Here is a 23,438-nt window from a genome sequence, read left to right on the forward strand (position 1 = left end):
TGTGTGAATGGGGTCCGTCGCCCGAGGGAAAAAGGGGACGGGAACGGCACCCGCGAGGGGTGTGCTGACGATGTGTACTGCGGGCGCGAGGGCGCCGAGGTGCGTGCCCTAGAGGGAGCGCAGGGCGAGGAGGGCTTCGCTCGTGAGGGGCAGGTTGAGGGAGTTGACCCGGGTGACCAGCTCGACCGCGTCGGCCGGCCAGATGTCGGGCCCGTGTACGGCACCGAGAATGGCACCGTGTATGGCGGCGACGGTATCGGTGTCGCCACCGAGTCCCGCGGCCAGGCACAGGGTGTCCCAGGGGTCCTCGCTGAGCGAGGCCAGGGCGATGGCGGCCACCACCGATTCCTGGGACGCGACCGAGGTTCCGATCACGTGATAGAGGGCGTCTTCCCGCTCGGCGGCGGTCACGGTGGGCAGCCAGTCGAGGGCCCAGCGCAGGCGGTGCGAGATCGAACCACCGGCGATCCAGTTCCCGCGGGTTTCGCCCTCGGCGGCCGCGGCCACCGCGATGTCCAGCGCCTCGCCGAGGCTCGCCCCGGCCACACCCGCACTCACCATCGCGCCCACTGCGGAAGCGCTAGCGATACCGAGGGTGGTGTTGTGGGTAACCTCGGCGGTGTGTGCCACGGCGTCCACGAAGTCGGAAATGTTGTCGACGGGGTGGGCGATACCGATCGGGGCGACGCGCATGGCCGCGCCGTTCGTGGTGCCAAATTTGCCCGACTCGGAGGCAGGAACCCCCGCGGTCAGGCGTTCCAGGGCGGCCTTGGTGGAGGGGCCGAGGAGATCGAGGGAGCCGCGGGCGGCCATATCGGCCTCCCAGGCGAGGAGTGCGTGTGCAAACTCGGTGACGTTGACCTCGCCACGGCCGGCGATCAGGTGTTCGGCTAGCAGGAGCGCCTGCTCGGTGTCGTCGGTGATCGATCCGGCAGGCATGCCGTGGGCGATCTCCTGGTTCGGGCCGGCGGAAATCAGACCGGTGATCTGGCCGTAGTCGGCGCGAATCTGCTCGCGGGACATCGACTGGGTGGGCATGCCGAGGGCGTCGCCGAGGGCGAGGCCGGTGAGGCTGGCGAGGGCGCGCTCGCCGGGGGTGGTGCTGGTCATGATCAGGCTCCGAAGTAGGTGTGCAGACGGAAGTGTGCGGGGTCGAGCCAGGAGACAACCTTCTCGATGAAGGTGCCGTCGGCATCCCGGGTGATCCGAATGCTGTTAAGGAAGAGTTCGCCGTGTGCGCGCTCGAGGAGGGCGGCGTCTTCGGCGCTGAGCGGGGTCGCGGAGACCCACTGTTCGCCGCTGGCGGGGATGAGCCCGGCTTCGCCCATGGTGGTGGTGAGGGAGTCGCCGACGAGCCCGTGCTCGGGAACGCGGGCGAGGGCACCCACGAACGGAACCCGGCTGCGCTCCAGCGAGACCGGGGTGCCGTCGGGGAGGAGGCGCAGGCGGTCGAGCGCGAGGAACTCCATGCCGGTGGGGGAGACCGAGGCCGCGAGCTCGGGATCCACGATGCGCTCGGCGCGCAGGATCCGTACCGAGGTTTGAATGCCGCCGAGGGCGAGCGCGTTGCCCCAGCTGGCACCCTGGTCCAGGGCATGACCATCGAAGGTGACAAACGAACCGATGCCGGTGCGGGTGTCCACCAGGTGTTCCTCGGCGAGGGATTCGAGGGCGCGACGGATCGTGCCTCGACTCACGTCGAATCTTTCGGCGAGCTCGTTTTCTCCGGGGAGAAGCTCACCGTTTCCGTAGGTGCCCTCAACGATTGCTTCGCGCAGCTGCTGCGCAATTTCAATCCGCTTGAGCGGCTGACGTTTGGGGGTCGGCCCCGCTGCCTGGGTGTTCATACGGATCACTATACGTGTACACAACCTGTACAGCAAGTGTTGGTTTTTGTGTACAGGTTGTTCGAGAGTGGAGGACATGGCGGTCGCGGTACTCGGTGCCGGAACACGGGGAGTGCTAGCGTCCAGAAAAGGCCATCCAATGAGGACCAATTTCCAGGGAGGACACCATGACCATCAACATCACCCTGCCGTCGATGAATGGCAACCGCGTCAGCGGAGAATCCCTTGCCCGGGAGGCTCTGCGAGACGAGCCGCGCACGGATGAGGCGGTCATCTACGCCCGGGCAGCGGCGCTCGCGACGTGGACCTTTGTTGACGGACTCGTGTCCGTGTTGGTGGCCGCCGGCGTCACAAAAATCCGCATGTTCGGAGCGGGTGAGAAGCTCGTGGAGCTCATGGAATGGCAGGCTGAAAACTCCGAATCCCCGTTTATCTTTTCCCGCGAGTATGCCACCCCGGAGAGATTTCGGGATTGGCTGCCGCGATCGCGTAGATAACCTCGCCGAAAGCCATGTCCAGGTCCATCGCCGAAACATCTTCGCTGCCGGTTGCATGCAGCGAGCCGGATTCGACGAAATCCTGAACCAGCGCCAGTATCCCGGTATCACCCATGTGTGCGGTTCTGACGAGTGCCGTGGCGGCGAGGTTGCGTGTGGAGTTTCGGGCCGATTCTGCGGGAGGGGGACCCCCCCCATTGCTCTTGACGTGAGTGACCCTGCATCGCGAAATGCCACGTATGCGCGGCCTATTGATTTCAGCGCGGCGGCACTACTGACCTGCTGATACGCTCTCCTCGCCCGTTGGCGCTCTGCCCGGTGGGTGATGAGTGTGCCCGTAACCGATGACGTCACCAGCACCGTGAGGAGTGTGACGGCAATCAGTAAGGCGTTTGCCTCGCTGAGGGCGGTGATGAGGGCGTCCACGTGGCTTCCTTCCTCGGGTGGGCGGTGGCTGCACACGGTGAGTGATTGATACGCTCGGGGGATCGCCGCAAACCCTCCTGGAGTTTCGACGTTGCCCCATCTGGGCTCGAAAGTGACCAGAGATCGTGAATCTGTGGATGGCCGAGTCGAGACAAGTGGATGGGGACAACACCGGGTGGGCCGCGCATCACCGGAAGGCCCTCATGTCCGAATCCCGCAGCACGCAGCCCCGCCACATCGAGCACGCAAATAACAATGTTCGGGGGCCTCTGATCCTCAGCGACAACCCGCGGATTCGAGCGCAGCGCCTCATCCGTCTGGCGGGATCGCGCACAAACCTGCTCTTTGCCGGAACCCGGGTCGAGGTGCGTGGCAGCGGTGAGCTCGCCGATGCCGTGCGCGAGACGCTGCGTGGATTCGGTGCGCGCATGCGCGGCACGGATCGGCCCCGCCTAGTATTTGTGACCGACGACCTCGCGAACAATCCGCGTGCGCTCGCCGCAGAGTATGGCGTTGCCGCCGGTGGGATTCCGACGCTGCTGGTGTCGGATGAGCCGAGCGCCCGTATCTCGCGCGTGCTGACCACGCGGGGTTGGGCGGCGAGTGAGCTGCGGGCCGGCGTGGTGGGCTTTAGCCGCGAGGGACGCGTTATCGCCGTGATCGAGGCCGCGGTGGAACCCGGAGCGGACAATGCGGACAGCCGAATTGACTGGGCCTGGTCGGCGATGCCCGCCACCGCTGCGCTCGCCGCGGAGCTGTCGTCTTCCGGGTTGCTGAGTGGCCGACGGATCGGGGTCAGCCTGGTCTTGGAGCCCAAGACCGCCGCGCTCGCGGTTGCCCTGACGGATGCCGGGGCCGAGGTGGCGGTATTCTCGGCGGACAGCGAGACCGATCCCGCCGTGGCGGCCGCGCTCAGCGCCCGCGGTGTGCGGGTGTGTGCTCCCGGTGGCGCGGGGGCTGCGGCGACGGATGCCGAGAATGCGGCGGCGATCCTGGACTGGGCCCCCGACCTCCTGATCGATGATGGCTCGCACCTCGTGCGTCTCGCGCACACCGAGCGTCGCGGCACCCTCGACACCCTGCGCGGTGCCGCCGAGGAAACCACGAGCGGCGTGCGACCCCTGGTGGAGATGGCGGCAGAGGGCGAGCTCACCATCCCGGTCATCGCGGTCAACGATGCGCGAACGAAGGGGCTGTTTGACAACCTCCACGGCACCGGGCAGTCCTGTGTGCTCGCGATCGCCGATCTGCTCGACCCGGTGGCGCACCCGGCCCGTACACTCCCGCTACGCGACATCCTGGGTGCTCGCTGGCTCGTGATCGGCTTTGGCCCGGTGGGTCAGGGCGTCGCCCGCCATGCGGCCGCGCTCGGTGCGGACGTTTCGGTGCTGGATCGTGACCCGGTGCGCGCGCTGGCCGCCGCCCATGATGGATATGGCGTGCTCTCGAACATCGATGATTCGGAACTGACGGAGATTGACGTGGTGGTGAGCGCCACCGGCGTCTGGCACACGGTGGATCTCGCGCTTCTCGAGCGGGTTGCGGCCGATACCGTTGTTGCGGTTGCCGGCGGAATCGACGACGAGATCGCACTCGATGACGCCCGTGATGCGGGATGGAGCGTGCGGGAGATCACCCCGCAGGTGTCCGCCTGGTCGGCTCCCGAGCGGCCCGAGCGCACCGTCTATGTTCTCGCGGACGGCGGCGGGGTGAACTACACCGCGGCCGAGGGCAACCCGATCGAGGTCATGGACCTCTCCTTCGCCACCCAACTCGTAGCCCTGCGGCAGCTCTCCAACGGCGGCCTCGAACCGGGGCTGCACCCCATCGACACCGCGGCCGAGGCCGAGGTGGCCGGCCTGGTGCTGGAGCAGCGGATGGGCCGAACCACCCTCGCGCTTCAGGCCACTCCCGACCGCGCCGGCGGTGCCGCACAGCACTGGAGCACCCACCGATACCGCGCCACCCCCGCGGAGTAGTCCAAACCGTTCAATCGCCCGGATCCCGCCGATGTGTGCGGGGCGAAAATCCGGTTTATGATCGATAGTGTCCGCCCACTGTGGTGCGCCAGGGCTAACCGCCCGGCCATCCCGTTTTTCTGGCCGCACCCACCCGGTGCGACCCGGCTCGGGGGCGTCTCCCGCCGCAATCGCGCGCTCCCGTCGAGGGAGGGTGCCCGCTCGGTGGAGCCTGGGCCGTAGTCCGCCCCATCCCGAGCCAAAGGAACACATGTCTGCCGTCCCCGCCCCCGTCGTGGTCTACACCGCCGGGCTCGTACTGCCCGTCACCGGACCGGCCATCCCGCACGGTGCCGTCGCCGTACGCGGTGATCGTATCCTGCACGTGGGCGAGAGCGCCTGGGTGCTGTCCGCTCTCACCGACCAGGGCATCGAGTTCACCGAGGAGTTCTGGCCGGGTGTCCTCACCCCGGGGCTCGTGAACGCGCACACCCACCTGCAGTACACGCACATGGCGCAGGTCGCGACCCTGCACTACAACGGTTTTGACGACTGGGGTGACTCCTTCGACGTCGCCTACGACAGCGGCGACCACGACTGGGCCGCCGCCGCGGCCGAGGGCGCGGCGCTGTCGCTCGCCGCGGGCGTAACCGCCGCCGCCGACGTTGTGACCGACACCGAGGCCGCCAGCGCCCTCCACGACGCCAATATGCATGGAATCACATATTGGGAGGTCTACGGCAAGAGCAACCAGGATTGGACCATCGAGGCCCGCAACGAGGTCCTCGAACAGGTGCGCAAGCTCCCCACCCCGCCCGGTGCCGGCGTCTCGCCGCACGCACCCTACTCACTCGATGTTAAGCCGCTACTCGACATTCCCGATCTCGTGCGCGAGCAAGGCATGCGCCTGCACATTCACCTGGCCGAGGCGCACATGGAGCGCGAACGCGAGGTGGGTGGCGACGAGTGGCCGGCGCTCGGTGCCGACAGCTTCCGGGCGCTGCGCCTGCGCGGCATCGGGGTGTCCTCGGTACAGTACGTCGATCACCTCGGTGTCCTCGGCCCCGACTGCCATATTGCCCACGGCGTATACGTCAATGCGAAGGATCGTGCCCTGCTGCGCGCCCGCGGCACCAGCGTCGCCCTGTGTGTGCGCTCGAACGAGATCATTGGCCTCGACATGCCCCCGGTGGCCGACTACCTGCGCGAGGGCAGCCCCATTGCCGTCGGCACCGACTCGCTCTCCTCGGTAACCACCCTCGACCCCATGGACGACCTCGCACTGCTCTATAAGGTCGCGCGGCGCCAGGGATACCAGGAGGCCGACCTGCACGAGCGGCTGTTCGCCGCCGCGACCCTCGGCGGTGCCACCGCGCTCGGCCTCAACGTGGGCAAGGAGCGCATCGGTCAGCTCGTCGTGGGCGCACTCGCCGACCTCGCGTTCTTCGACATCCCCGTCACCACCCCGCCAGACACCCTCGCCGACCTGGTCGAGGGCGGCGGTGGCCGCGTGGCCCGCACGATCATCTCCGGCATCGAACGCTACCGCCGCGCGGAACAGAACGAAACGGAAACCGTATGAGCCCCTCGCCCCTGATCGCCCAGCTCGACCTCGCACCGCACCCCGAGGGCGGCTGGTACCGGCGCACGTTCGCGTCGCCGCACCCGGTCTCAACCCCCGGCGGAGAACGCCCCGCCGCCACCGTGATCCACTTCCTCCTCCAGCCCGGAGAGGAAGCCGCCTGGCACGTGGTGTCGAGCGATGAAATGTGGCTCTGGCACGGCCCCGGCCCCGTCGAGGTGCACTTCGGTGGCACCGGGGAAAACCCCGGCGAGGTCGAGGTTCACATCCTGGATGCTCCCGGCACACCGGGCGCCCACCAGCAGGTTCTGGTGCCGGCAGGGGTGTGGCAGCGCTCGCGCCCGCGCGATCAGGACGCCCTGGTCAGCTGCCTCGTCAGCCCCGGATTCGACTTCGCCGACTGGCGTCTCGCGGCCGGCCTAGAGCCCGCCGAATAGGCCCACATCACGCGGGCACGCACTCAGCGTGGCCACGTACCCTTATCTTTCGACACCGATTCACCCGCAGCACCCACCCGAACTCAGCACAGGAGAACCACATGTCCCGCAAGATCACCCTCGGCGCCCTCGCGCTGGCCGCCGCCGCAGCGCTCGCGCTGTCCGGTTGCGCGTCCACCGACAGCGCCGCCGAGACCATCACCCCCGGCAAGCTCACCATCGCTACCGGTCAGACCGCCTACGAGCCGTGGGTTGTCGACAACAAGCCCGAGAACGGCAAGGGCCTGGAGTCCGCCGTAGCTTACGCCGTGGCCGAGAAGCTCGGTTACAAGAAGGACGACGTGGTCTGGGTGCGCACCACCTTCGACAGCGCCATCGCCCCGGGCCCCAAGGACTTCGACCTCAACCTGCAGCAGTACTCGGCCACCCCCGAGCGCGAAAAGGCCGTCGACTTCTCGAGCCCCTACTACGTGACCAACCAGTCCGTGGTTGCCAAGAAGGACTCCAAGTTCGCCTCGGCGAAGAGCCTCGCCGACCTCAAGGACGCCCACATTGGTGTGGCCGCGGGCAGCACCGCGCTCGACATCGTCAAGGCCGAGATCGACCCCTCCACCGAGATCCAGGTGTTCAACAACACCGATGACCTCGCCGCCGCCGTGAACAACGGTCAGCTCGACGCCCTGGTCACCGACGTGCCCACCGCGTTCTACATCATCGGTTCCGACCAGGTGAAGGACGGCGTCAACGTCGGCCAGATCGACTCGAAGAAGGGTGGCGACGAGCTCTCGATCCTGCTGCCGAAGAACTCGGCCCTGACCGCCAAGGTCACCGCCGCCGTGGACGAGCTGCGCAAGGACGGCACCCTCGACGAGCTCGCCACGAAGTGGATCGCCGACCAGGGCGCTCCCGTTCTGCCCAAGAAGTAGGGCCTGAATCAGCGTGAGCAGCACCGAATCAACCGCGCGCGGCACCGCCGAGTTCATCCCCTCGGGGATTGAACTCGGCCGCCGCCGCCATCGCCGCGCACAGGGCACCCGCTCGGTGCTCATCAGCGTCGTCTCGACCGTGGTCTTCGCGGCCGTGGTGCTGGGCGTACTCTTCAACAGCACCGGATGGCCGCAGGTTCAGGCGTCGTTCTTCGACGGCAAGAGCATGGTCAATTCCCTGCAGCCCATCCTGATCGGGCTCTGGCTCAACATTCAGGTGCTGTTCTTCGCGGCGCTGGGTGTGGCAATCCTCGGTTCGCTGCTCGCGATTGCCCGCACCCTGCGCGGGCCCATCTTCACCCCGATTCGACTGCTCGCGGCCGGCTACACGGACATTTTCCGTGGTCTGCCGGTGCTGCTGGTGATGTATCTGATCGGGTTCGGTGTGCCCGGACTCAACCTGTTTGAGCGCATGCCCGCGCAGTTCTGGGGCACCATCGCGCTGATCCTCTGCTATTCGGCGTACGTGGCGGAGGTGTTGCGAGCGGGAATCGAGGCGGTTCACCCCTCGCAGCGCCTCGCCGCACGCTCGCTGGGGCTCAGCCACGCGAAAACGCTGCGCCTGGTGGTCATGCCCCAGGCCGTGCGTAAGGTTACCCCGGCCCTGATGAACGACTTCGTGTCGATGCAGAAGGACGTGGGCCTGATCTCGGTGCTGGGTGCCGTGGATGCGATTCGCGCCGCCCAGATCCAGGTCGCGCAGGACTTCAACTTCAGCCCCTACGTGGTGGCCGGCATCCTGTTTGTGCTGCTCTCGCTGCCGATGATTCGTCTGACCGACTGGTTTACCGCCCGCGCCCAGAAGCGTGAGCAGATCGGAGGCGCGGTATGACCTCGTCCACCGTACCCGTCCTGCGGGTAGATAACGTCTGGAAGTTCTTCGGCGAGCACCCCGTGCTCCGCGGCATCTCGATCGAGGTGGCCGCCCACGAGGTGGTCGTGCTGATCGGTGCCAGCGGATCGGGAAAGTCGACGCTGCTGAAGACGATCAACCTGCTCGAGCCGGTCAACGACGGCCAGATTTTCCTCGGCAACGAGGACATCACCGACCCCCGGGTCAAGCCCGACGCCGTGCGCGCACAGGTGGGCGTGGTGTTCCAGCACTTCAACCTGTTCCCGCACATGAACGTGCTGGCCAACGTAACGCTCGCGCTGCGTCAGGTGCACGGTCAGGATCGCGCGACCGCGGATGCCCGCGGCCGCGAACTGCTCGCGCGTATCGGCCTGGCCGATAAGGCGAACGAGTATCCCGACCGGCTCTCCGGTGGTCAGCAGCAGCGCGTGGCTATTGCGCGCGCTGTGGCGACCGATCCGCGGCTACTCCTGCTGGATGAGATCACCAGCGCGCTGGACCCGCAGCTCGTGGGCGAGGTCCTGGACCTCGTGCGCGGCCTCAAGGAATCCGGCAGCACCATCCTGATGGCGACCCACGAGATGGGTTTTGCACGCCGCGTGGCGGATCGCGTGGTGTTCCTCAAGGACGGCGTGATCGTGGAGTCCGGCACCCCGGAGGAGATCTTCGATCGCCCGCAGCACCCGGCCACGAAGGAATTTCTTGCGCGGGTGCTGAACCCCCTCGGATAGCACTCAGACGCGCACACACGCGGCGGGACACGGGCCGGACTGGTCAGGTGCCCCGCCGCGTGCCAGTATTAACGATATGTCCACACGTGAACTTCAGGATCTTGCCCGTGACATCGCCGTGGAGGCCGCCGCCCTGGCGCGCGCCCGCCGCGAGGAGGGGGTACTGATCGCTCAGAGCAAGTCGTCGCCCGAGGACATTGTGACCGCCGCAGACCGTGAGGTTGAGGCGTTCGTCCGCTCGCGTCTGGCCGAGCTTCGTCCCGCCGATGGATTCTTCGGCGAGGAGGGTGGCGCCGAGACGGGCTCCTCGGGTCTGACCTGGGTGGTTGACCCGATCGACGGCACCGTCAACTACGCCTACGGCATCCCCAACTACGCGGTGAGCGTCGCGGTAGTTGAGGGTGAGGCCGACCCGCACACCTGGACCGGCCTGGCCGGTGCCGTGGCCAACCCGGCCTCCGGTGAAACCTACTCCGCCGCCCGCGGCGAGGGTGCCACCCTGAACGGCCGCACCCTGCACCGCGGCGACGTCCACGTCGACCTGAATCTCGCCCTGGTGGCCACTGGTTTCTCCTACTCGGCCGAGCGCCGCATGTGGCAGACCGGCATCATGCAGCAGATGATGGGCCGCGTGCGCGACTACCGCCGCATGGGTGCCGCCTCGCTCGATGGCGTGGGCGTGGCCGCCGGCTACACCGACGTCTACTACGAGGTGGGAACCAAGCCCTGGGATCATGCCGCCGCCACGATCATCGCCCGCGAGGCCGGTATCCGCGTGGAGGGCATCCGCGGCGCTGCCCCGGGCGCGGAGCTCGTGCTGAGCGCGCTGCCCAGCCTGTTTGATGAGGTCCACGACCTGCTGATTGAGTTCGGCATCGAGGGCTAACTACCCGCACTTGCGGTAATCACACCCACCCCGCTAGCATAACGATATTCGTTATGGAGCGGGGTGGGTGTGGTGTTTGGGTGGATGATCTCTTCCTGGGTGATGGGCGCGGTAGGTCTCGTGATCGTCGCGCTCCTCGTGGTTTGGCTGTTCTCGATCAGCGGGGAAACGCGGCGCGGCCGCACGGGTGACATCGTGCCCGCTGAGCGCGTTCGACTGCGCTGGACGCGCAACATCGCCGTGCTGTTCGCGGGGTTCCTGGGTGTCGGTGCGGTGTTGCAGGCGGGACTGACGCTGTGGGCTCCCACCCTCACACAGGCCCTGCCGGTGCGGCCGTTCTGGCCGTCCCTGCCGGAGGGTGCCGTTCTGACCGGCCCCACCGCTCAGGTCATTTCGGGAGAAATCAGTGAGGTGACCGTCTCGGTCGAGGGTCTCGGTTTTGGTGCGCGAGCGCTGCTGGCCGCCGACTCCCTGCTGCAGTCATCGATGGTGCTGGTGGTGTTGATCGCGGTGGTACAGATTTGTGCCGGGCTGCTGAGCGGTGAGGCCTTCCAGGTGCGCACGGTGCGCTGGCTGCGGGTGGGTGCCTGGACGTTCCTCATTGCGGGCCTGGGGTCGCAGATCGTCGGTCAGATCGGACGATACCTCGCCTCGGTCCAGGCGTTCGAAATCACCGGCGGGCAGTGGTCGAACCTGACCTATTCGGGAACGCTCGACAGCATGCCCGGTGTGTACCACCCGAGTTTTTCGCTTGACCTGCAGTTCTGGCCCATCGGGGTGTGCCTCGCGCTCCTCGCGCTGGCCGTGGCGTTCCGGATGGGAATGCGCCTGACCCTGGTCAACCAGGGCCTGCGCCGCGACGTGGAAGGGCTGGTGTAGGGCAATGGATACCGTTTTGGCTTATCTGGTGGGTGGCGCGGTGATGGTGCTCGTCGCGATCGCCGGCGTGACGTTTTGGCGCGCATCGCAAACCGCCTGGGTGGAGGAGGTTCCGGGGATCGAAAACACACGCCTGCGCTGGACGCGAAACATCGCCAGCCTGATTGCCGGGATCTGGACCCTGGGTGGGCTGTTTCAGGTGGGTAAGTTCCTCTGGATGCCCATGCTTGACCTGGTCCTGCCCGTTCGCCCATTTTGGCCGCAGGTGCCCGAGGGCGTGAACGTTGAGGGCCCCACGGCGCAGATCGTGTCCGGGCGGATTCGTGAGGTTTCCGTCGATGTGGAGGGTCTGACCTTCGGGGTGCGTGCCCTGCTGGCGGGCGAGGCACTGCTCCAGTGCGCCATCGTGGTGGTTATTGCCGTCGCGGTTGTGCGAATCTGTTCCGCCCTGCTGACCGAGCGGACCTTTGAGGAGCGCAGTGCACGCTGGATTCGGGCGACCGCCTGGGTGATCCTGGGTGCCGGGCTCGGCATGCAGGTGCTCGGCGAGGCGGGCCGGGTCGGTGCCTCCGCCGAGGCACTGCGCATGAACCAGGTGGGGTGGAGCGGAGATCTGCCCTACGACGATCCGTCGGAGATCCCCGGGATCTTTGCCGAAAGCGCCGATTTCACCATCAACTACTGGCCGGTCGGGGTGTGCCTGGCGCTGCTCGCTCTGGGCACCGTCTTCCGCTATGGCGCGCGTCTGCGCAACGCGAATCGCAGCCTGCGCCGCGACGTGGACGGGCTGGTATAGAGGGATGGACGTGGTTTTTGAGAGCCCGGTGGCGCTGATCGCCGCAGGGGTGGCCCTTGCGGCGGTGATCACCGTGGTACTCCTGGCTTTTTGGCCGGGACGGTATGACCGCGCCCGCATTCTGAACGGCAATCGCTATCGGATCACGCGCCTCTTCGCGTTCATCACCGCCGCCGGTGCGGGTCTTGTGGGTGTGGTTGACGCCTGGCAGATCGCGATTGCTGAGACCGTGCGGGTTCCGCTGCGGGGGCCGGGGCTCAGCATCGCCTCCGAACTCAACGACCTGAGTGCTTCGCCCACAAACGGCGGCGCTCCGCTGCACCCGGAACCCGCGACCGGCTCAATCGTCATCGTCGGCATTCAGGCCGATGTCGGGGTCGCGGAGTTTCTGGGGGCCGACCCCGCGGTGCGCTTCTGGCTGATCCTGCAGGTGCTGCTGACGGCCGCCCTGATCGTGACGATCGCCGTGGCGGTCGCGCGGGTGTGCACCGCGCTGCTCTCCGGTGAGCCCTTCCAAAAGCCGGTGACAACCTGGATGCGCGTCAGCGCCTGGGTGTTCCTCGGTGCCGGACTCGGCGCGCAGGCGGCGCTTGCGGGTGCCCGAGCGGTCGTGGTGGATCAGGTCACGCAGCGCCCGCTGCCCGCGGAGTTCCAGGAACCGGGGGACCCGTGGGGGATTGCCGGTGCCCTGCGCTTTGTGACCAACTCCTGGGTCCCGGAGTTCAACCCGTGGCCCATCGGAGTGTGTCTGGCGCGCTTGGCGCTGTCCGCGGTTTTTAACGCGGGTACCCGGCTGCGCCGCGACGTGGACGGGCTGGTGTAGATGCCGCCCGAGGAGGAGTCGGAGATTGTTACCGCGCTCGGCGAACTGCTGGAGACGCGCGGGATGACGCTCGTGGAGCTCTCGGAGATCGTGGGGGTGAGCGTGGTGAACCTCTCGATCCTGAAGAACAATCGCGCCCGTGCGATCCGCTTCTCGACGCTCACCGCGATCTGCCGCGCCCTGGACTGCACGCCGGGCGACCTGCTGAGGCTCGACCCCGAGACGTAAAAAAAGCGGCTCCCGTCGAAACGGGAGCCGCTTTCTATGGCTGAGGGTTACTGGCCCTGAGACTTGTACTTGGCTTCGGTAGCGTCCTTCTCGGGTGCCCACCAGGCCTCGTTGTCGCGGTACCAGGCGATGGTGTCGGCCAGGCCGGCCTCGAAGTTGGAGAACTGCGGCTCCCAGCCGAGTTCGTCGCGCAGGCGGCTGGAGTCGATCGCGTAGCGCAGGTCGTGGCCGGGGCGGTCGTTGACGTGGTCGTAGGCGTCGCGCGGCTGGCCGAGGCCCTCGAGGATCATCTCAACGACGTCCTTGTTGTTCTTTTCGCCGTCGGCACCGATCAGGTAGGTCTCGCCGATCACACCCTTTTCGAGGATGGTCAGCACGGCCGAGGAGTGGTCGTTGGCGTGGATCCAGTCGCGAACGTTCTCGCCGGTGCCGTAGAGCTTGGGACGCTCGCCGCGCAGCACGTTGGTGATCTGGCGCGGGATGAACTTCTCGACGTGCTGGTACGGGCCGTAGTTGTTCGAGCAGTTGGAGATGGTGGCCTGCAGGCCGAACGAGCGGACCCAGGCACGCACCAGGAGGTCGGAACCGGCCTTGGTGGAGGAGTACGGGCTCGAAGGGTTGTACGGGGTCTCCGAGGTGAACTTGTTGGGGTCGTCCAGCTCGAGGTCACCGTAGACCTCGTCGGTAGAGATGTGGTGGAAGCGGGTGTTGTGCTTCCGGGCGGCCTCGATCAGGACGTAGGTGCCGATGATGTTGGTGTCGAGGAACGGCCGCGGGTCGTTCAGTGAGTTGTCGTTGTGGCTCTCGGCGGCGTAGTGCACCACGGCGTCGTGCGAGGCGACCAGGCCGTCGACGAGCTCGGCATCCTGGATGTCGCCCACGACCAGCTCGAAGCGGTCCTCGGGGAGACCGGCCAGGGAGGCGCGGTTGCCGGCGTAGGTGAGCTTGTCGAGCACCGTGACCGTGTGGTCGGTGTTCGCAAGAACGTAGTGGACGAAGTTGGATCCGATAAAGCCGGCCCCGCCGGTTACAAGAAGTCTAGACACGCCCTCGATACTACCTGGCTTACCCCGTGGACACCCTGAGGGCTCAGGAAAAGGCGCGCGCTTGGGGCGGACACGCCCAATTTTGAATGCATGCAAAACGCCCTTACATCTGGGCTTTTGTTCGTTTTGGCGGCTCGATTTCGTGACCACCGCGAGTGCGTGCTAATCTTTTCATGTGCCAAGCGCGAGAGTGCAAAGGCAGCGCCCCGATAGCTCAGTGGTAGAGCACTTCCATGGTAAGGAAGGGGTCGCCAGTTCAATCCTGGCTCGGGGCTCGTTCGCTTTCCTTCTACGGGAGAGAAACGCGGCTGGGTAGCTCAGTTGGTGAGAGCGCACGACTCATAATCGTGAGGTCGCGGGTTCGAATCCCGCTCCAGCTACCAAACGCAGCATAAACATCAGTCTGTAACATAACCCGCATCCTCGGATGCGGGTTTTTTGTTTGCCCGAGACGGAATGGGCGAGGTCGCCCGCGCCGCGCCCGCTCGGTGCCGCGCCCTACGCGGTGGAGCCGCGCACGATCAGCGTCGCGCCCAGCAGTGGTGCGGTGACCGGCTCGGGCGAGAGTCGCTGCGCCTGCAGGGCGCGCACGGCACCGCGGCCGAGTGCCTCGCCGGGCAGCTCGACGGTGGTGAGCGCGGGGGAGACGATCGCCGAGGCGGGCAGGTTGTCGAAGCCGGTGACCGCGAGATCCTCGGGCACCCGGACGCCGAGATCGCGGGCGGCCTTCAATACCCCATAGGCGTGCGAGTCGGTTGCGCACACGAGCGCGGTGACGCCGGACTCGCGCCAGGCCGGCCAGTGCTCGAGGAAGGCCTCGGCCGCGGCGTCGGGATCGATCAGGCTGGCGGCCTCGGGGCGGGAGACGTACTCCATGCCGCGGGCCGCGGCTCCGGTCTCCACGAGGATGCGGCGCAGTTCGAAGGTTTCGGTGCGGGTGCGGCTATCGAGGTAGCCGATGCGGGTGTGGCCGCGCTCGGCGAGGTGATCCAGTAGGGCGTTGATGCCGTGGGCCAGATCGAAGTTCACGGTGACGGCCTGGGTCTCGCGGCCCGGGGCATCGAGGAGTACGAGCGGGGCGCCGGCCGGGAGGTCGCGCAGGAAGGCGTCGTCCGGGGCCTCGACCAGGATGCCGGCGGGGCGCAGCGCGATGAGGCGGTGGACATCGGCGGCGCTCGGGTTTCGACCCTCGCCGGTGATCGAGAGGAGCAGCTGAAACTCGCTGCCGAGCTCATCCTTGATGCCGGAGATCACCCGTCCGTAGAACGGGTTCGAGAGGTCCGGTGCGATCAGGATTACGATGTTGCTGGTGCCGCGGGCGAGTGAGGAGGCCGTGTGATCGACCACGTAGCCGAGCTCGTCGACGGCGGCGCGCACGCGCTCGATGTTCGCGGTGGAGACCCGGCCGGCGGTTTTGTCGTTGACCACGAGGGAGACGGTGGCGACCGAGGTGCCCGCGAGTTCGGCCACCTGGGCGGCCGTGATCCGACGTGGGCGCGGGACGGCGGCGGAGGTGCGAGGCATCTGTTCAGTCTAGTGTGCGGATTCAGACCCGGGGGTTGACACGTCAAGCGGTTTACGTGTTATCGTAAAGCGCTTGACGTAATAAACCGCCCGCCCTCCCCAGCGCGGTGCCCTGCCCCAAGGATGTGGAAAATGACCAAGAAGATCATTCTGGACTGTGACCCCGGACACGATGACGCCGTAGCCCTGCTGCTCGCGCACGGTAACCCCGAGATCGAACTGCTCGCGGTAACCACCGTTGTTGGTAACCAGACCCTGCCCAAGGTGACCCGCAACGCACTCTCCGTTGCCCGCGTCGCTGGCATCACCGGTGTGCCCTTCGCCGCCGGTGCATCGCGCCCCCTGGTGCGCGACATCGAGGTAGCCCCCGACATTCACGGCGAGTCCGGCCTGGACGGCCCGGTTCTGCCCGAGCCGACCATCGAGCTGGATGAGCGTCACGCGATCGACCTGATCATCGACACCATCATGGCCCACGAGCCCGGCACCGTGACCCTGGTTCCGACCGGTGGTCTCACCAACATTGCGATGGCCGCCCGCAAGGAGCCGCGCATCGTTGAGCGCGTCAAGGAGGTCGTCCTGATGGGCGGCGGTTACCACGTCGGTAACTGGTCTCCCGTGGCCGAGTTCAACATCAAGATCGACCCCGAGGCCGCGCACATCGTCTTCAACGAGTCCTGGCCCGTCGTCATGGTGGGTCTCGACCTGACCCACCAGGCCCTCGCCACCGACGAGGTTGCCGCCCAGATCGCCGCCGTGGGCACCAAGCCCGCCAAGTTCGTGGGTGAGCTGCTCGACTTCTTCGCGCTCGCCTACAAGGACGCCCAGGGCTTCAGCGCACCCCCGGTGCACGACCCCTGCGCCGTGGCCTACGTGATCGACCCGACCATCGTGAAGACCGTCAAGGTGCCGATCGACATCGAGCTCACCGGAACCCTGACCCTCGGCATGACCGTCGCGGACTTCCGCGCCGAGGCCCCCGAGGACTGCACCACCTGGGCCGCCACCGAGCTGGACGCCCCCCGCTTCTGGAACCTCGTCACCGAGGCACTCGAGAACATCGGTGAGGTCGACTTCTAATGAACGACCTCGCCCAGAAGCCCGCCGTGCGCGTGGGCGCACTGATGGCCGCGCTGCTCGCAGCGTGTGTGGCCTTCCAGCTCAACGCCTCGATGCTGAGCCCCGCCCTGGTCACCATGGCCAAGGACCTCAACACCGATGACGCCACGATCAGCCTGTCGCAGACCATGTTCTTCACCGCGGCCGCGCTGTTCTCCCTCTTCCTGCCGCGCCTGAGTGACATCATCGGCCGCAAGCGCGTCCTGATCGGCATGCTCGTCGTGATGGCGATCGGTACCGTTATTGCCGCCCTCGCCACCAACGTGGAGATGCTGTTCGTGGGCCGCATCATCCAGGGTGTAACCGGGCCCGTCGTGCCGGTGACCCTGCTGATGCTCCGCAATGAGATCACCGAGCCCAAGCGCTACGGCACCATGCTCGGCATCATCACCGCCGTCAACGGTGGTATCGCCGGTATCGACGCCCTCGCCGGCGGCTGGCTCGTCTCTAACCACGGCTTCCGCTCGGTCTTCTGGACCATGGCCGTCGTTGCCGTTATCGCGATCATCTTCGTGATCCTGTGGGCTCCGGAGAGCCGCCCGTCCAAGGGCACCAAGATGGATTGGTGGGGCGTGCTGCCGCTGGTCGTATCGATCGGTTCGCTGCTCACCTTCCTGAACTTCCTCGGTGCCGTTAACGACTCCAACTGGTACATCATCTGGGCGCTGCCCGTGCTGGGCCTTGTGTCGTTCTGGGTCTTCTGGGTTCTCGAGTCCAAGCTCGACGCACCGCTGGTGCCGCCGCGCTACCTCAAGCAGCGCTCGAGCTGGGCCCTGCTGGTCACGACCCTGCTGACCATGACCGGTGTGTTCGCCGTGGTCAACGGCCTGGTGGCTTCGCTCGCGCAGAACGCCACCGCCGGTTTCGACCTGGAAGCCGACCTCACCTCGCTGGCATTCCTGATGCCGTACGCGGTGGCTGGATGGATCGTCGGTCCGTTCGCGGGTCGTCTCGCACCGACCTTCGGATACCTCAACGTGATGCGCGTCGGCATGATCGGCACCATCGTTGGTACCGTCGTGATGGCCTTCGTCGGTGTGCACTCGCTGCCGGTCCTGATCATCACCACGATCCTGCTGGGCGTCACCTACGCCGGTATCGGGAACATCATGCTCAACGGTCTCGGCATCGTGCTGTCGCCGAAGGACAACCCGGGCTTCCTGCCGGGTCTGAACGCCGGTGCGTTCAACCTGGGTGCGGGCCTGAGCTTCGCGATCCTGCCCGCCGTGCAGCTGCTCTTCACCGTGCAGGGTGACCCCACCTCGACCACCGGCTACACCGCCGGAATGCTCGCGGGTGCGGTCATCTCGCTGGTTGGTTTCGCGATCAGCTTCCTGATCCCGGCTCCGAAGGATGCCGAGGTCAAGGCCCCGGCTTCGGTCAAGTAGCAAACCTCGTATTCTAGGGACGGGTCCCCGTCGGCCTCGGCCGGCGGGGACCTTCCCGTACCACCCTCCCCTTACCCCTCATCCCACCGCCCCGTTCGGGGAGGAAAGGACTCCCTCATGACCGATGGCCAGATTCTTGTGGTTGGTTCGCTGAACGCCGACCTCGTGGTGCAGACCGCGCGATTCCCGCAGCCGGGGGAGACCCTGAACGGGTCGGAGCTTCGGGTGATCCCGGGCGGAAAGGGCGCGAACCAGGCGGTGGCCGCCGGTCGTCTCGGCGGAAACGTTGCGATGGTTGGTGCGCTCGGCGCGGATGCCAACGGCGCGCTACTGCGGGAGTCTGTCGAAGCCTCGGGCGTGGACACCGAGCACGTCGCGACCCTCGAGGGCGTTGCCACCGGCACCGCGGTGATCACCGTGGATGCGGCCGGCGAGAACACCATCATCGTCTCCCCGGGAGCCAACGGCCGCCTGGGTGTGGCCGAGCTGGATGCGGCCGCGGCGCTGTTTGAGCGGGCCGAGATCCTCTGCCTCTGCCTCGAGATCGACATCGACGTGGTGCTCGAATCGGCCCGTCGTGCCCGTGCCGCGGGTGCCCAGGTGCTGCTGAACCTCTCGCCCTACGGCCCGGTTCCGGCCGAGCTGCTGGAGCTCACCGACATTCTGCTGATCAACGAGCACGAGGCCGCCGACCTGCTGGGGCTCACCCCCGAGCAGGTACTCACCGCGGGTGGCGAGCAGACCCGTGCAGCCCTCACCGCGCACGGCATTCCCCGCGCGGTCATCACCGCCGGTGCCGCCGGCAGCGTGGTGTTTGACGCCGAGAGCGATGCCGTCGCGGTCTCGTCACCGAAGGTTGATGCGGTGGACACCACCGGGTGCGGCGACGCCTTCATGGGTGCGCTCGCGCTGCGTCTGGCCGCGGGCGACGCCCTGGCCGAGGCCGCCGCATACGCCGCCACCGTGGGGAGCTTCGCCGCGACCGGTGCGGGTGCCCAGGCCTCGTACCCCACCCCCGAGCAGCTCGCGGAGTTTGTGGCCTCGCACGCCTAGGGGAGGCGTGATGAACGCCGGTGTGGTCCTCGGACCACACCGGCGTTTTTCGTCCTGATTTTGAGTGTTTGCCCCACCACCGCGCCGCGCAGCACTAGGGTGGAGCGCAAGACCGGGGGAGGCGGCATGACATTCGAGGACGGCACGCGGGCGGTGGATCAGGGAACCCCCGAGTTGGGGTTGGCCATCCTGCACGAGCAGGAGCGCTACTGGCGCACGCTCGGACGCCACGTGATGGGGGCCGCGTTTCCGCTGGGCGGCATCGCAATTCTCATGGTGGTGGGGGAGCTCAGCCGCGGCAGCGCAACGGACTTTACCCTCAGGTTCAACATCTCGACGGGATCGGCGCTGGGGGCGCTGGGCATCCTCGCGACCATCATCGTGGCCCTGCAGATTGCCGTGCGCACCCCGGGTCAGGACCCGGATGACGCCGTCCCCGAGCAGTTGGCGCGTCAGCGCGTTCTGGAGTCTCTGGCCGAGGTGGCCGGGATGGCGGCGATCTCCATCGCCGTGGCCACCGCGATTTCAAACGCCCCGCTCGATGGCGTGATCGACATTCCCAGCCAGTTTGGGCCGCCGCTGGGAGGTCTCCTGCTCGCGGTGCTCGCCGCGGACGCCGCCTGCGCCTCGGAAAACCGGCTGGATCCGCTCGTGCGCGGCGCGGCCAAACGCATCTCCCTCTCGCGGGTGGAGGCGCTGCTCAAGAGCCACGAGGATCTGCGGACGCCACCGTTTATTCTGCGGTTCGCCCAGCTGGTGTTTGTGTTGGTGCTCGTGCCCGCCATCGTCACCGCCATCTCGATTCCGATGTGGCCCGCCACCACCCAGTGGAGCGTGCCGGTGCGTGCGTCTACGCTGGTGTTCCTCACCATCTTCTATGCGGTGGGCACGGCGATGTACGTGGAGGCGCGGCTGAGTAAGCAGACGATCCGGGCCGTGGAGGTGGGCCTCGTGGTGATCGGTGTGGGCGTTACCACGGTTGCGATCATCGCCGCCCTCGGGCTCGGCGGAAACCTGCACGACATTGACCTGGCCGATGCCCGCTCGCTGATCATCCACGTGCTCGCCTCGAGCTTCCTGGTGTTCTCCCCACTGGGCATGGTGTACCTGCTCTGCCACCGGCTCCCGGGCGGATATCCGGGGCTCGGCCTCGATGCGATCCTGGCTCGCTCGCGGTTCCGGATGCGGCAGGAAAAGGCCCCGGTGAGCGTCAGCCTGCACGCCGGATACATGCGCTGGGTGTGGAACGGTGTGGCGGTGCTGGGCGTGCTCATCGTGGCGGCCGTGGTGACCCTCTACGTTCTGAACCCCGAGTTGTAACCGCACGTTTATGCGGTCCGGTCCGGAGCCTCCAGCACGCGGGGGTAGTCTGCTGGAAGGCCACCGCGTTCATCCCCTGGAAGGTATTCCCCATGCAGATCACCCTCATTCGTCACGGTCAGACCGACTGGAACAGCCAGCGCAAGCTGCAGGGTGCCACCGATATTCCCCTGAACGAAACCGGTCGCGAGCAGGCTCGAACCGCCGGACGCACGCTGCCGCGTGAGTTTGACGTCGTGACCTCCTCCCCGCTCGGCCGCGCCCGCGAAACCGCGGAGCTGCTGGCTGCCGAGCTGGGGCTCACCGTGGTGGGCACGCACCCGGAGATCACCGAGCGCAGCTTCGGCGAGGCCGAGGGCAAGACCGGTCCCGAGGTTTTGGAGCTGTGGCCGGATCGGAACTACCCGGGCATGGAGCCGCAGGACGCCCTGGTGGCGCGCGGCATCGTGGGCCTCGACCGGATTGCCGCCACGCATCCGGGTGAGCGGGTCCTGGCGGTCAGCCACGGTGCGCTGATCCGGTTGCTCGCCGAGGATGTGTCGGGTACCGGCCGCGAGCCGGTGGCCAACCTGGAGCCGGTGACCTTTGAGCGTGTTGAGGGTTCCTGGCGCGTGGTGGCCACCCCCGACGCGGCGCTCTCGGCGTGAGCCAGACGGGATCTCGCCGGGTCCCCTGGCTGATCGCGATCGGCCTGGCCGCCGGGTTCCTCTCCGGCCTGTTCGGGGTGGGCGGCGGCATCCTGGTGGTGCCGGCCCTCATCTTCCTGGTGAGTTTCGAGAATCGTCTCGCCGCGGGTACCTCGCTCGCCGCGATCGTGCCCACCTCGCTGGTGGGTGTCATCACCTATGCGGCCTCGGGCTCGGTGGACTGGTGGGCCGGGCTGATCCTGGCGGCCGGTTCGGTGGTGGGGGCGCAGCTCGGGGCATTCCTGCTCTCGCGGATCCCGAAGCGCGCGCTGCAGTGGGCCTTTATCGCGTTTCTCGTGGTGGTGATCGTGCAGCTCTTCCTCGTGGTGCCTGTGCGCGGGGCGGAGATTACGCTGCACCCGTGGTCGATCGTGGGCCTGGTGGCGCTCGGGCTCCTGACCGGTGTGCTGTCCGGCCTGCTCGGTATCGGTGGCGGCATCATTATCGTGCCCATGCTCGTGATGCTCTTTGGTGCGAGCGACCTGCTGGCCAAGGGCACCTCGCTGCTGATGATGATCCCGACCGCGATCTCGGGCACGGTGGGCAACGTGATTCGCCGCAACGTGGATCTTCCCGCGGCCGCGTTTGTCGGGGTATCCGCGTGTCTCACCACGACCCTGGGGGCTCAGGTTGCGCGGTTGCTCAGCCCGGAGGCCGGGAACATTCTCTTTGCCGCGTTCATCGCGGTGATCGTGGTGCGGATGGTGCTGCAGATCCTGCGCGAGCGTCGCACACACTAAATACTTGACGCTTCAAGTATTCGGGGGTATCTTTTAGTTGTAGCTTTAACTAATTGAGGGAGTGTGTGATGTCCGCGGAGAATATTCTGGCCGCCGGAACCCGGATGGGTGAGGTCGAGCTGCTGGTGCGTGACCTGGATCTGATGACCCGGTACTATCACGAGGCCGTGACCCTGGACGTGCAGTCTGCCGAGGGCGACACCGTGGTGCTCGGGCGCGATGGTGTGCCGGCGCTGAAGCTGCGTCGCGAGACCGATCTGCCTCCGCTGCGGACCGGCGATGCGGGCCTGTACCACTCGGCCCTGCTGTTCCCGGATCAGCCCGCACTCGCGCTCGCCGTCGCCACCGTCGCTACCCATGCCCCGCGATCGTTTACCGGCAGCGCCGACCACCTCTACAGCGAGGCCTTCTACTTCGATGACCCCGAGGGGAACGGCGTGGAGCTGTATCGCGACCGCCCGCGTGATCAGTGGACCCATGAGCCCGGCGGCCGTATCCGTGGGGCGACGCTGCCGCTGGACCCCAACGCGTTCCTGCGCACCCACCTCACCGACGAGGTCATTGCCGCGCCGCCGCGCGAGGGCATGACCCTCGGCCACATTCACCTGCAGGTGGGTAACCTCGAGCGGGCGCGACACTTCTACGTGGATACCCTCGGTTTTGAGATCAAGACCGAGGTGCCGCAGGCCCTGTTCATTTCGGCCGGCGGCTACCACCACCACATCGGCATGAACACCTGGCGCAGCAATGGTGCGGGGCCGCGCGCGGCCACCTTCGGTCTCGGCATCGTGGACATCACCGTGCCCGGACAGGCCGATCTTGATGCGCTGTCTTCGCGCCTCACCTTCGCGGAGATCCCGTTCGGCTTTGATGGCCAGACCCTGCTGTTTGAGGATCCCTGGAAGACCCGACTTCGAGTGCGGGCGGACGAGCTGAGCTAGCGCCACGGGTGCCCGGCGGCGGGCACGGGAAGCTGAGTGTTAAGGGTTTTATTTACGCTGTGCATACGGCCCCTTTGATGGGATGGAGTGAGCCTCAACCGAGGCGTTCCATCCTGAGGGAGTAGCCATGTTCATCGAACCGACGCACGCACCGTCCATGATCGTCATCCTGGATACCCGGGTCACAACCGAGCCCGCGGTTGCCGGGCCGCTGACCGACGCACTGACCGATCCGGCCAGCATCCCGATGGGTCTCCTCGCTCCCTGAGCGTTGGGAAAAACGCTTACGCTGCCACGACAGCGCCCCTGCTGAGATGGGTACAGAGCCGCTAGCCAGTGGCTCCCACCGAATGGAGTAACCATGTTCAGCAAGACCCAGAAGATCGTCACCGGTACCGCTCTCGCCCTGGGCGTGGGGGTGCTCGGCCTCGCCGCGGCGGGTGCCGCGAATGCCGCCGCCCCCGAGGGTGATCACGCCGGAGATAACGCGAAGACCGCGACGCTGGTCGAGGTGCCGGGTGTGAAGCTCCCCACCGACGTCAAGGTGGGCCACGCGACCCCGGTCGGCCCGGTGGACCCGGCGAACATCCCCGCCGGCCCGCACACCACGGCGCCCGCGCCGAAGGCCTAGCCCTCCCGTTCTCGACTCGGGGCCTCGCCCCCGCAGGCCGAGCAAACACGGACTCACCGGG

25 protein-coding genes and 2 tRNA genes are annotated in these 23,438 nt (G+C 67.0%); 23 read left to right on the forward strand and 4 right to left on the reverse strand.

Annotated features, from left to right (window positions below; all coding sequences use genetic code 11):
- Window positions 1-108: 108 nt before the first annotated feature.
- Both D9V32_RS09655 and D9V32_RS09660 read right to left on the reverse strand, forming a co-directional pair.
- A complete protein-coding gene (locus tag D9V32_RS09655) occupies window positions 109-1,110 on the reverse strand; it encodes an ADP-ribosylglycohydrolase family protein (protein ID WP_121648693.1) in 1,002 nt (333 codons plus the stop codon).
- Between the two features lie 2 nt (window positions 1,111-1,112).
- The gene (locus D9V32_RS09660) at window positions 1,113-1,847 is read right to left on the reverse strand and encodes a GntR family transcriptional regulator (protein WP_121648694.1); all 735 of its coding nucleotides are present in this window, start codon (window positions 1,845-1,847) and stop codon (window positions 1,113-1,115) included.
- Window positions 1,848-2,014: 167 nt separating this feature from the next.
- Between D9V32_RS09660 and D9V32_RS09665 the strand changes: the two genes are divergently transcribed.
- The 12 genes from D9V32_RS09665 to D9V32_RS09720 all read left to right on the forward strand — a co-directional run bounded on the left by D9V32_RS09665 (window position 2,015) and on the right by D9V32_RS09720 (window position 12,929).
- Complete coding sequence (locus tag D9V32_RS09665; RefSeq protein ID WP_121648695.1) at window positions 2,015-2,344, forward strand: hypothetical protein; 330 nt, start codon at window positions 2,015-2,017, stop codon at window positions 2,342-2,344.
- Between the two features lie 629 nt (window positions 2,345-2,973).
- Complete coding sequence (locus D9V32_RS09670) at window positions 2,974-4,749, forward strand: adenosylhomocysteinase (RefSeq protein ID WP_245982225.1); 1,776 nt, start codon at window positions 2,974-2,976, stop codon at window positions 4,747-4,749.
- Between the two features lie 250 nt (window positions 4,750-4,999).
- A complete protein-coding gene (locus D9V32_RS09675; RefSeq protein WP_121648696.1) occupies window positions 5,000-6,310 on the forward strand; it encodes an amidohydrolase family protein in 1,311 nt (436 codons plus the stop codon).
- On the forward strand, window positions 6,307-6,747 hold the full coding sequence (locus tag D9V32_RS09680; protein ID WP_121648697.1) for a cupin domain-containing protein: 441 nt from the start codon (window positions 6,307-6,309) through the stop codon (window positions 6,745-6,747). The genes D9V32_RS09675 and D9V32_RS09680 overlap by 4 nt, the downstream gene beginning before the upstream one ends.
- A gap of 101 nt (window positions 6,748-6,848) precedes the next feature.
- Window positions 6,849-7,673, forward strand: coding sequence for an ABC transporter substrate-binding protein (locus D9V32_RS09685; RefSeq protein ID WP_121648698.1), 825 nt, complete (start codon window positions 6,849-6,851; stop codon window positions 7,671-7,673).
- 13 nt (window positions 7,674-7,686) lie between these two features.
- Window positions 7,687-8,565 carry an amino acid ABC transporter permease gene (locus D9V32_RS09690; protein ID WP_121648699.1) on the forward strand — a complete coding sequence of 293 codons (879 nt, stop codon included), beginning with the start codon at window positions 7,687-7,689 and terminating at the stop codon, window positions 8,563-8,565.
- Window positions 8,562-9,317: an amino acid ABC transporter ATP-binding protein gene (locus D9V32_RS09695; protein ID WP_121648700.1), complete on the forward strand. Its 756-nt coding sequence runs from the start codon at window positions 8,562-8,564 to the stop codon at window positions 9,315-9,317. Before D9V32_RS09690 ends, D9V32_RS09695 begins: the two co-directional genes overlap by 4 nt.
- A 76-nt stretch (window positions 9,318-9,393) precedes the next feature.
- A complete protein-coding gene (locus tag D9V32_RS09700) occupies window positions 9,394-10,203 on the forward strand; it encodes an inositol monophosphatase family protein (RefSeq protein ID WP_121648701.1) in 810 nt (269 codons plus the stop codon).
- An 84-nt stretch (window positions 10,204-10,287) separates the two neighbouring features.
- Window positions 10,288-11,082, forward strand: a complete 795-nt coding sequence (locus tag D9V32_RS09705; protein WP_147440439.1) for a hypothetical protein — start codon at window positions 10,288-10,290, stop codon at window positions 11,080-11,082.
- A gap of 4 nt (window positions 11,083-11,086) precedes the next feature.
- Window positions 11,087-11,878 (forward strand): hypothetical protein, encoded by a 792-nt coding sequence (locus tag D9V32_RS09710; RefSeq protein ID WP_121648703.1) that lies wholly within the window; start codon window positions 11,087-11,089, stop codon window positions 11,876-11,878.
- A 4-nt stretch (window positions 11,879-11,882) separates the two neighbouring features.
- Window positions 11,883-12,701: a hypothetical protein gene (locus D9V32_RS09715; RefSeq protein WP_121648704.1), complete on the forward strand. Its 819-nt coding sequence runs from the start codon at window positions 11,883-11,885 to the stop codon at window positions 12,699-12,701.
- Complete coding sequence (locus D9V32_RS09720) at window positions 12,702-12,929, forward strand: helix-turn-helix domain-containing protein (protein ID WP_121648705.1); 228 nt, start codon at window positions 12,702-12,704, stop codon at window positions 12,927-12,929.
- 47 nt (window positions 12,930-12,976) lie between these two features.
- Here D9V32_RS09720 and rfbB read toward each other — a convergent pair whose 3' ends face one another.
- Window positions 12,977-13,975 carry a dTDP-glucose 4,6-dehydratase gene (rfbB, locus tag D9V32_RS09725; RefSeq protein WP_121648706.1) on the reverse strand — a complete coding sequence of 333 codons (999 nt, stop codon included), beginning with the start codon at window positions 13,973-13,975 and terminating at the stop codon, window positions 12,977-12,979.
- 203 nt (window positions 13,976-14,178) lie between these two features.
- Here rfbB and D9V32_RS09730 point away from each other — a divergent pair.
- Both D9V32_RS09730 and D9V32_RS09735 read left to right on the forward strand, forming a co-directional pair.
- A tRNA-Thr gene (locus tag D9V32_RS09730) sits at window positions 14,179-14,250 on the forward strand.
- Window positions 14,251-14,281: 31 nt separating this feature from the next.
- Window positions 14,282-14,358 (forward strand) — tRNA-Met (locus D9V32_RS09735).
- A gap of 115 nt (window positions 14,359-14,473) precedes the next feature.
- On the opposite strand, the gene D9V32_RS09740 is transcribed toward D9V32_RS09735, so the two are convergent.
- Entirely contained in the window at window positions 14,474-15,499 is a 1,026-nt protein-coding gene (locus D9V32_RS09740) for a LacI family DNA-binding transcriptional regulator (RefSeq protein ID WP_121648707.1), read from the reverse strand.
- A gap of 123 nt (window positions 15,500-15,622) precedes the next feature.
- Between D9V32_RS09740 and uriH the strand changes: the two genes are divergently transcribed.
- The 9 genes from uriH (at window position 15,623) to D9V32_RS09780 (ending at window position 23,377) form a co-directional block, all read left to right on the forward strand.
- The gene (uriH, locus tag D9V32_RS09745; protein ID WP_220700684.1) at window positions 15,623-16,579 is read left to right on the forward strand and encodes a uridine-preferring nucleoside hydrolase UriH; all 957 of its coding nucleotides are present in this window, start codon (window positions 15,623-15,625) and stop codon (window positions 16,577-16,579) included.
- The gene (uriT, locus tag D9V32_RS09750) at window positions 16,579-18,006 is read left to right on the forward strand and encodes a uridine transporter UriT (RefSeq protein WP_121648709.1); all 1,428 of its coding nucleotides are present in this window, start codon (window positions 16,579-16,581) and stop codon (window positions 18,004-18,006) included. The genes uriH and uriT overlap by 1 nt, the downstream gene beginning before the upstream one ends.
- 117 nt (window positions 18,007-18,123) lie before the next feature.
- On the forward strand, window positions 18,124-19,059 hold the full coding sequence (locus D9V32_RS09755) for a ribokinase (protein ID WP_121648710.1): 936 nt from the start codon (window positions 18,124-18,126) through the stop codon (window positions 19,057-19,059).
- A gap of 126 nt (window positions 19,060-19,185) precedes the next feature.
- Window positions 19,186-20,379 (forward strand): hypothetical protein, encoded by a 1,194-nt coding sequence (locus D9V32_RS09760; protein ID WP_121648711.1) that lies wholly within the window; start codon window positions 19,186-19,188, stop codon window positions 20,377-20,379.
- A 92-nt stretch (window positions 20,380-20,471) separates the two neighbouring features.
- Window positions 20,472-21,026, forward strand: a complete 555-nt coding sequence (locus tag D9V32_RS09765) for a histidine phosphatase family protein (RefSeq protein ID WP_121648712.1) — start codon at window positions 20,472-20,474, stop codon at window positions 21,024-21,026.
- Complete coding sequence (locus D9V32_RS09770; RefSeq protein WP_121648713.1) at window positions 21,023-21,805, forward strand: sulfite exporter TauE/SafE family protein; 783 nt, start codon at window positions 21,023-21,025, stop codon at window positions 21,803-21,805. Before D9V32_RS09765 ends, D9V32_RS09770 begins: the two co-directional genes overlap by 4 nt.
- A 68-nt stretch (window positions 21,806-21,873) precedes the next feature.
- Complete coding sequence (locus tag D9V32_RS09775) at window positions 21,874-22,746, forward strand: VOC family protein (RefSeq protein WP_220700685.1); 873 nt, start codon at window positions 21,874-21,876, stop codon at window positions 22,744-22,746.
- 127 nt (window positions 22,747-22,873) lie between these two features.
- Window positions 22,874-23,014 (forward strand): hypothetical protein, encoded by a 141-nt coding sequence (locus D9V32_RS16225; protein WP_183086257.1) that lies wholly within the window; start codon window positions 22,874-22,876, stop codon window positions 23,012-23,014.
- Between the two features lie 93 nt (window positions 23,015-23,107).
- On the forward strand, window positions 23,108-23,377 hold the full coding sequence (locus D9V32_RS09780) for a hypothetical protein (RefSeq protein ID WP_121648714.1): 270 nt from the start codon (window positions 23,108-23,110) through the stop codon (window positions 23,375-23,377).
- The last annotated feature ends 61 nt before the right edge of the window (window positions 23,378-23,438 follow it).

This window comes from Mycetocola tolaasinivorans (assembly GCF_003667565.1).
Lineage (GTDB): Bacteria > Actinomycetota > Actinomycetes > Actinomycetales > Microbacteriaceae > Mycetocola > Mycetocola tolaasinivorans.

Excerpts from the sequence above, each read along its gene's own strand:
- D9V32_RS09765 (WP_121648712.1), top strand. The coding sequence starts at position 20,472 with ATGCAGATCACCCTCATTCGTCACGGTCAGACCGACTGGAACAGCCAG.
- D9V32_RS09755 (WP_121648710.1), top strand. The coding sequence starts at position 18,124 with ATGACCGATGGCCAGATTCTTGTGGTTGGTTCGCTGAACGCCGACCTC.
- D9V32_RS09660 (WP_121648694.1), bottom strand. The coding sequence starts at position 1,847 with ATGAACACCCAGGCAGCGGGGCCGACCCCCAAACGTCAGCCGCTCAAG.
- D9V32_RS09665 (WP_121648695.1), top strand. The coding sequence starts at position 2,015 with ATGACCATCAACATCACCCTGCCGTCGATGAATGGCAACCGCGTCAGC.
- D9V32_RS16225 (WP_183086257.1), top strand. The coding sequence starts at position 22,874 with ATGTTCATCGAACCGACGCACGCACCGTCCATGATCGTCATCCTGGAT.
- D9V32_RS09675 (WP_121648696.1), top strand. The coding sequence starts at position 5,000 with ATGTCTGCCGTCCCCGCCCCCGTCGTGGTCTACACCGCCGGGCTCGTA.
- uriH (WP_220700684.1), top strand. The coding sequence starts at position 15,623 with ATGTGGAAAATGACCAAGAAGATCATTCTGGACTGTGACCCCGGACAC.
- D9V32_RS09710 (WP_121648703.1), top strand. The coding sequence starts at position 11,087 with ATGGATACCGTTTTGGCTTATCTGGTGGGTGGCGCGGTGATGGTGCTC.
- D9V32_RS09685 (WP_121648698.1), top strand. The coding sequence starts at position 6,849 with ATGTCCCGCAAGATCACCCTCGGCGCCCTCGCGCTGGCCGCCGCCGCA.
- D9V32_RS09775 (WP_220700685.1), top strand. The coding sequence starts at position 21,874 with ATGTCCGCGGAGAATATTCTGGCCGCCGGAACCCGGATGGGTGAGGTC.
- D9V32_RS09700 (WP_121648701.1), top strand. The coding sequence starts at position 9,394 with ATGTCCACACGTGAACTTCAGGATCTTGCCCGTGACATCGCCGTGGAG.
- uriT (WP_121648709.1), top strand. The coding sequence starts at position 16,579 with ATGAACGACCTCGCCCAGAAGCCCGCCGTGCGCGTGGGCGCACTGATG.
- D9V32_RS09720 (WP_121648705.1), top strand. The coding sequence starts at position 12,702 with ATGCCGCCCGAGGAGGAGTCGGAGATTGTTACCGCGCTCGGCGAACTG.
- D9V32_RS09705 (WP_147440439.1), top strand. The coding sequence starts at position 10,288 with ATGATCTCTTCCTGGGTGATGGGCGCGGTAGGTCTCGTGATCGTCGCG.
- D9V32_RS09655 (WP_121648693.1), bottom strand. The coding sequence starts at position 1,110 with ATGACCAGCACCACCCCCGGCGAGCGCGCCCTCGCCAGCCTCACCGGC.
- D9V32_RS09670 (WP_245982225.1), top strand. The coding sequence starts at position 2,974 with ATGTCCGAATCCCGCAGCACGCAGCCCCGCCACATCGAGCACGCAAAT.
- D9V32_RS09695 (WP_121648700.1), top strand. The coding sequence starts at position 8,562 with ATGACCTCGTCCACCGTACCCGTCCTGCGGGTAGATAACGTCTGGAAG.
- D9V32_RS09680 (WP_121648697.1), top strand. The coding sequence starts at position 6,307 with ATGAGCCCCTCGCCCCTGATCGCCCAGCTCGACCTCGCACCGCACCCC.
- D9V32_RS09740 (WP_121648707.1), bottom strand. The coding sequence starts at position 15,499 with ATGCCTCGCACCTCCGCCGCCGTCCCGCGCCCACGTCGGATCACGGCC.
- D9V32_RS09780 (WP_121648714.1), top strand. The coding sequence starts at position 23,108 with ATGTTCAGCAAGACCCAGAAGATCGTCACCGGTACCGCTCTCGCCCTG.
- D9V32_RS09760 (WP_121648711.1), top strand. The coding sequence starts at position 19,186 with ATGACATTCGAGGACGGCACGCGGGCGGTGGATCAGGGAACCCCCGAG.
- D9V32_RS09715 (WP_121648704.1), top strand. The coding sequence starts at position 11,883 with ATGGACGTGGTTTTTGAGAGCCCGGTGGCGCTGATCGCCGCAGGGGTG.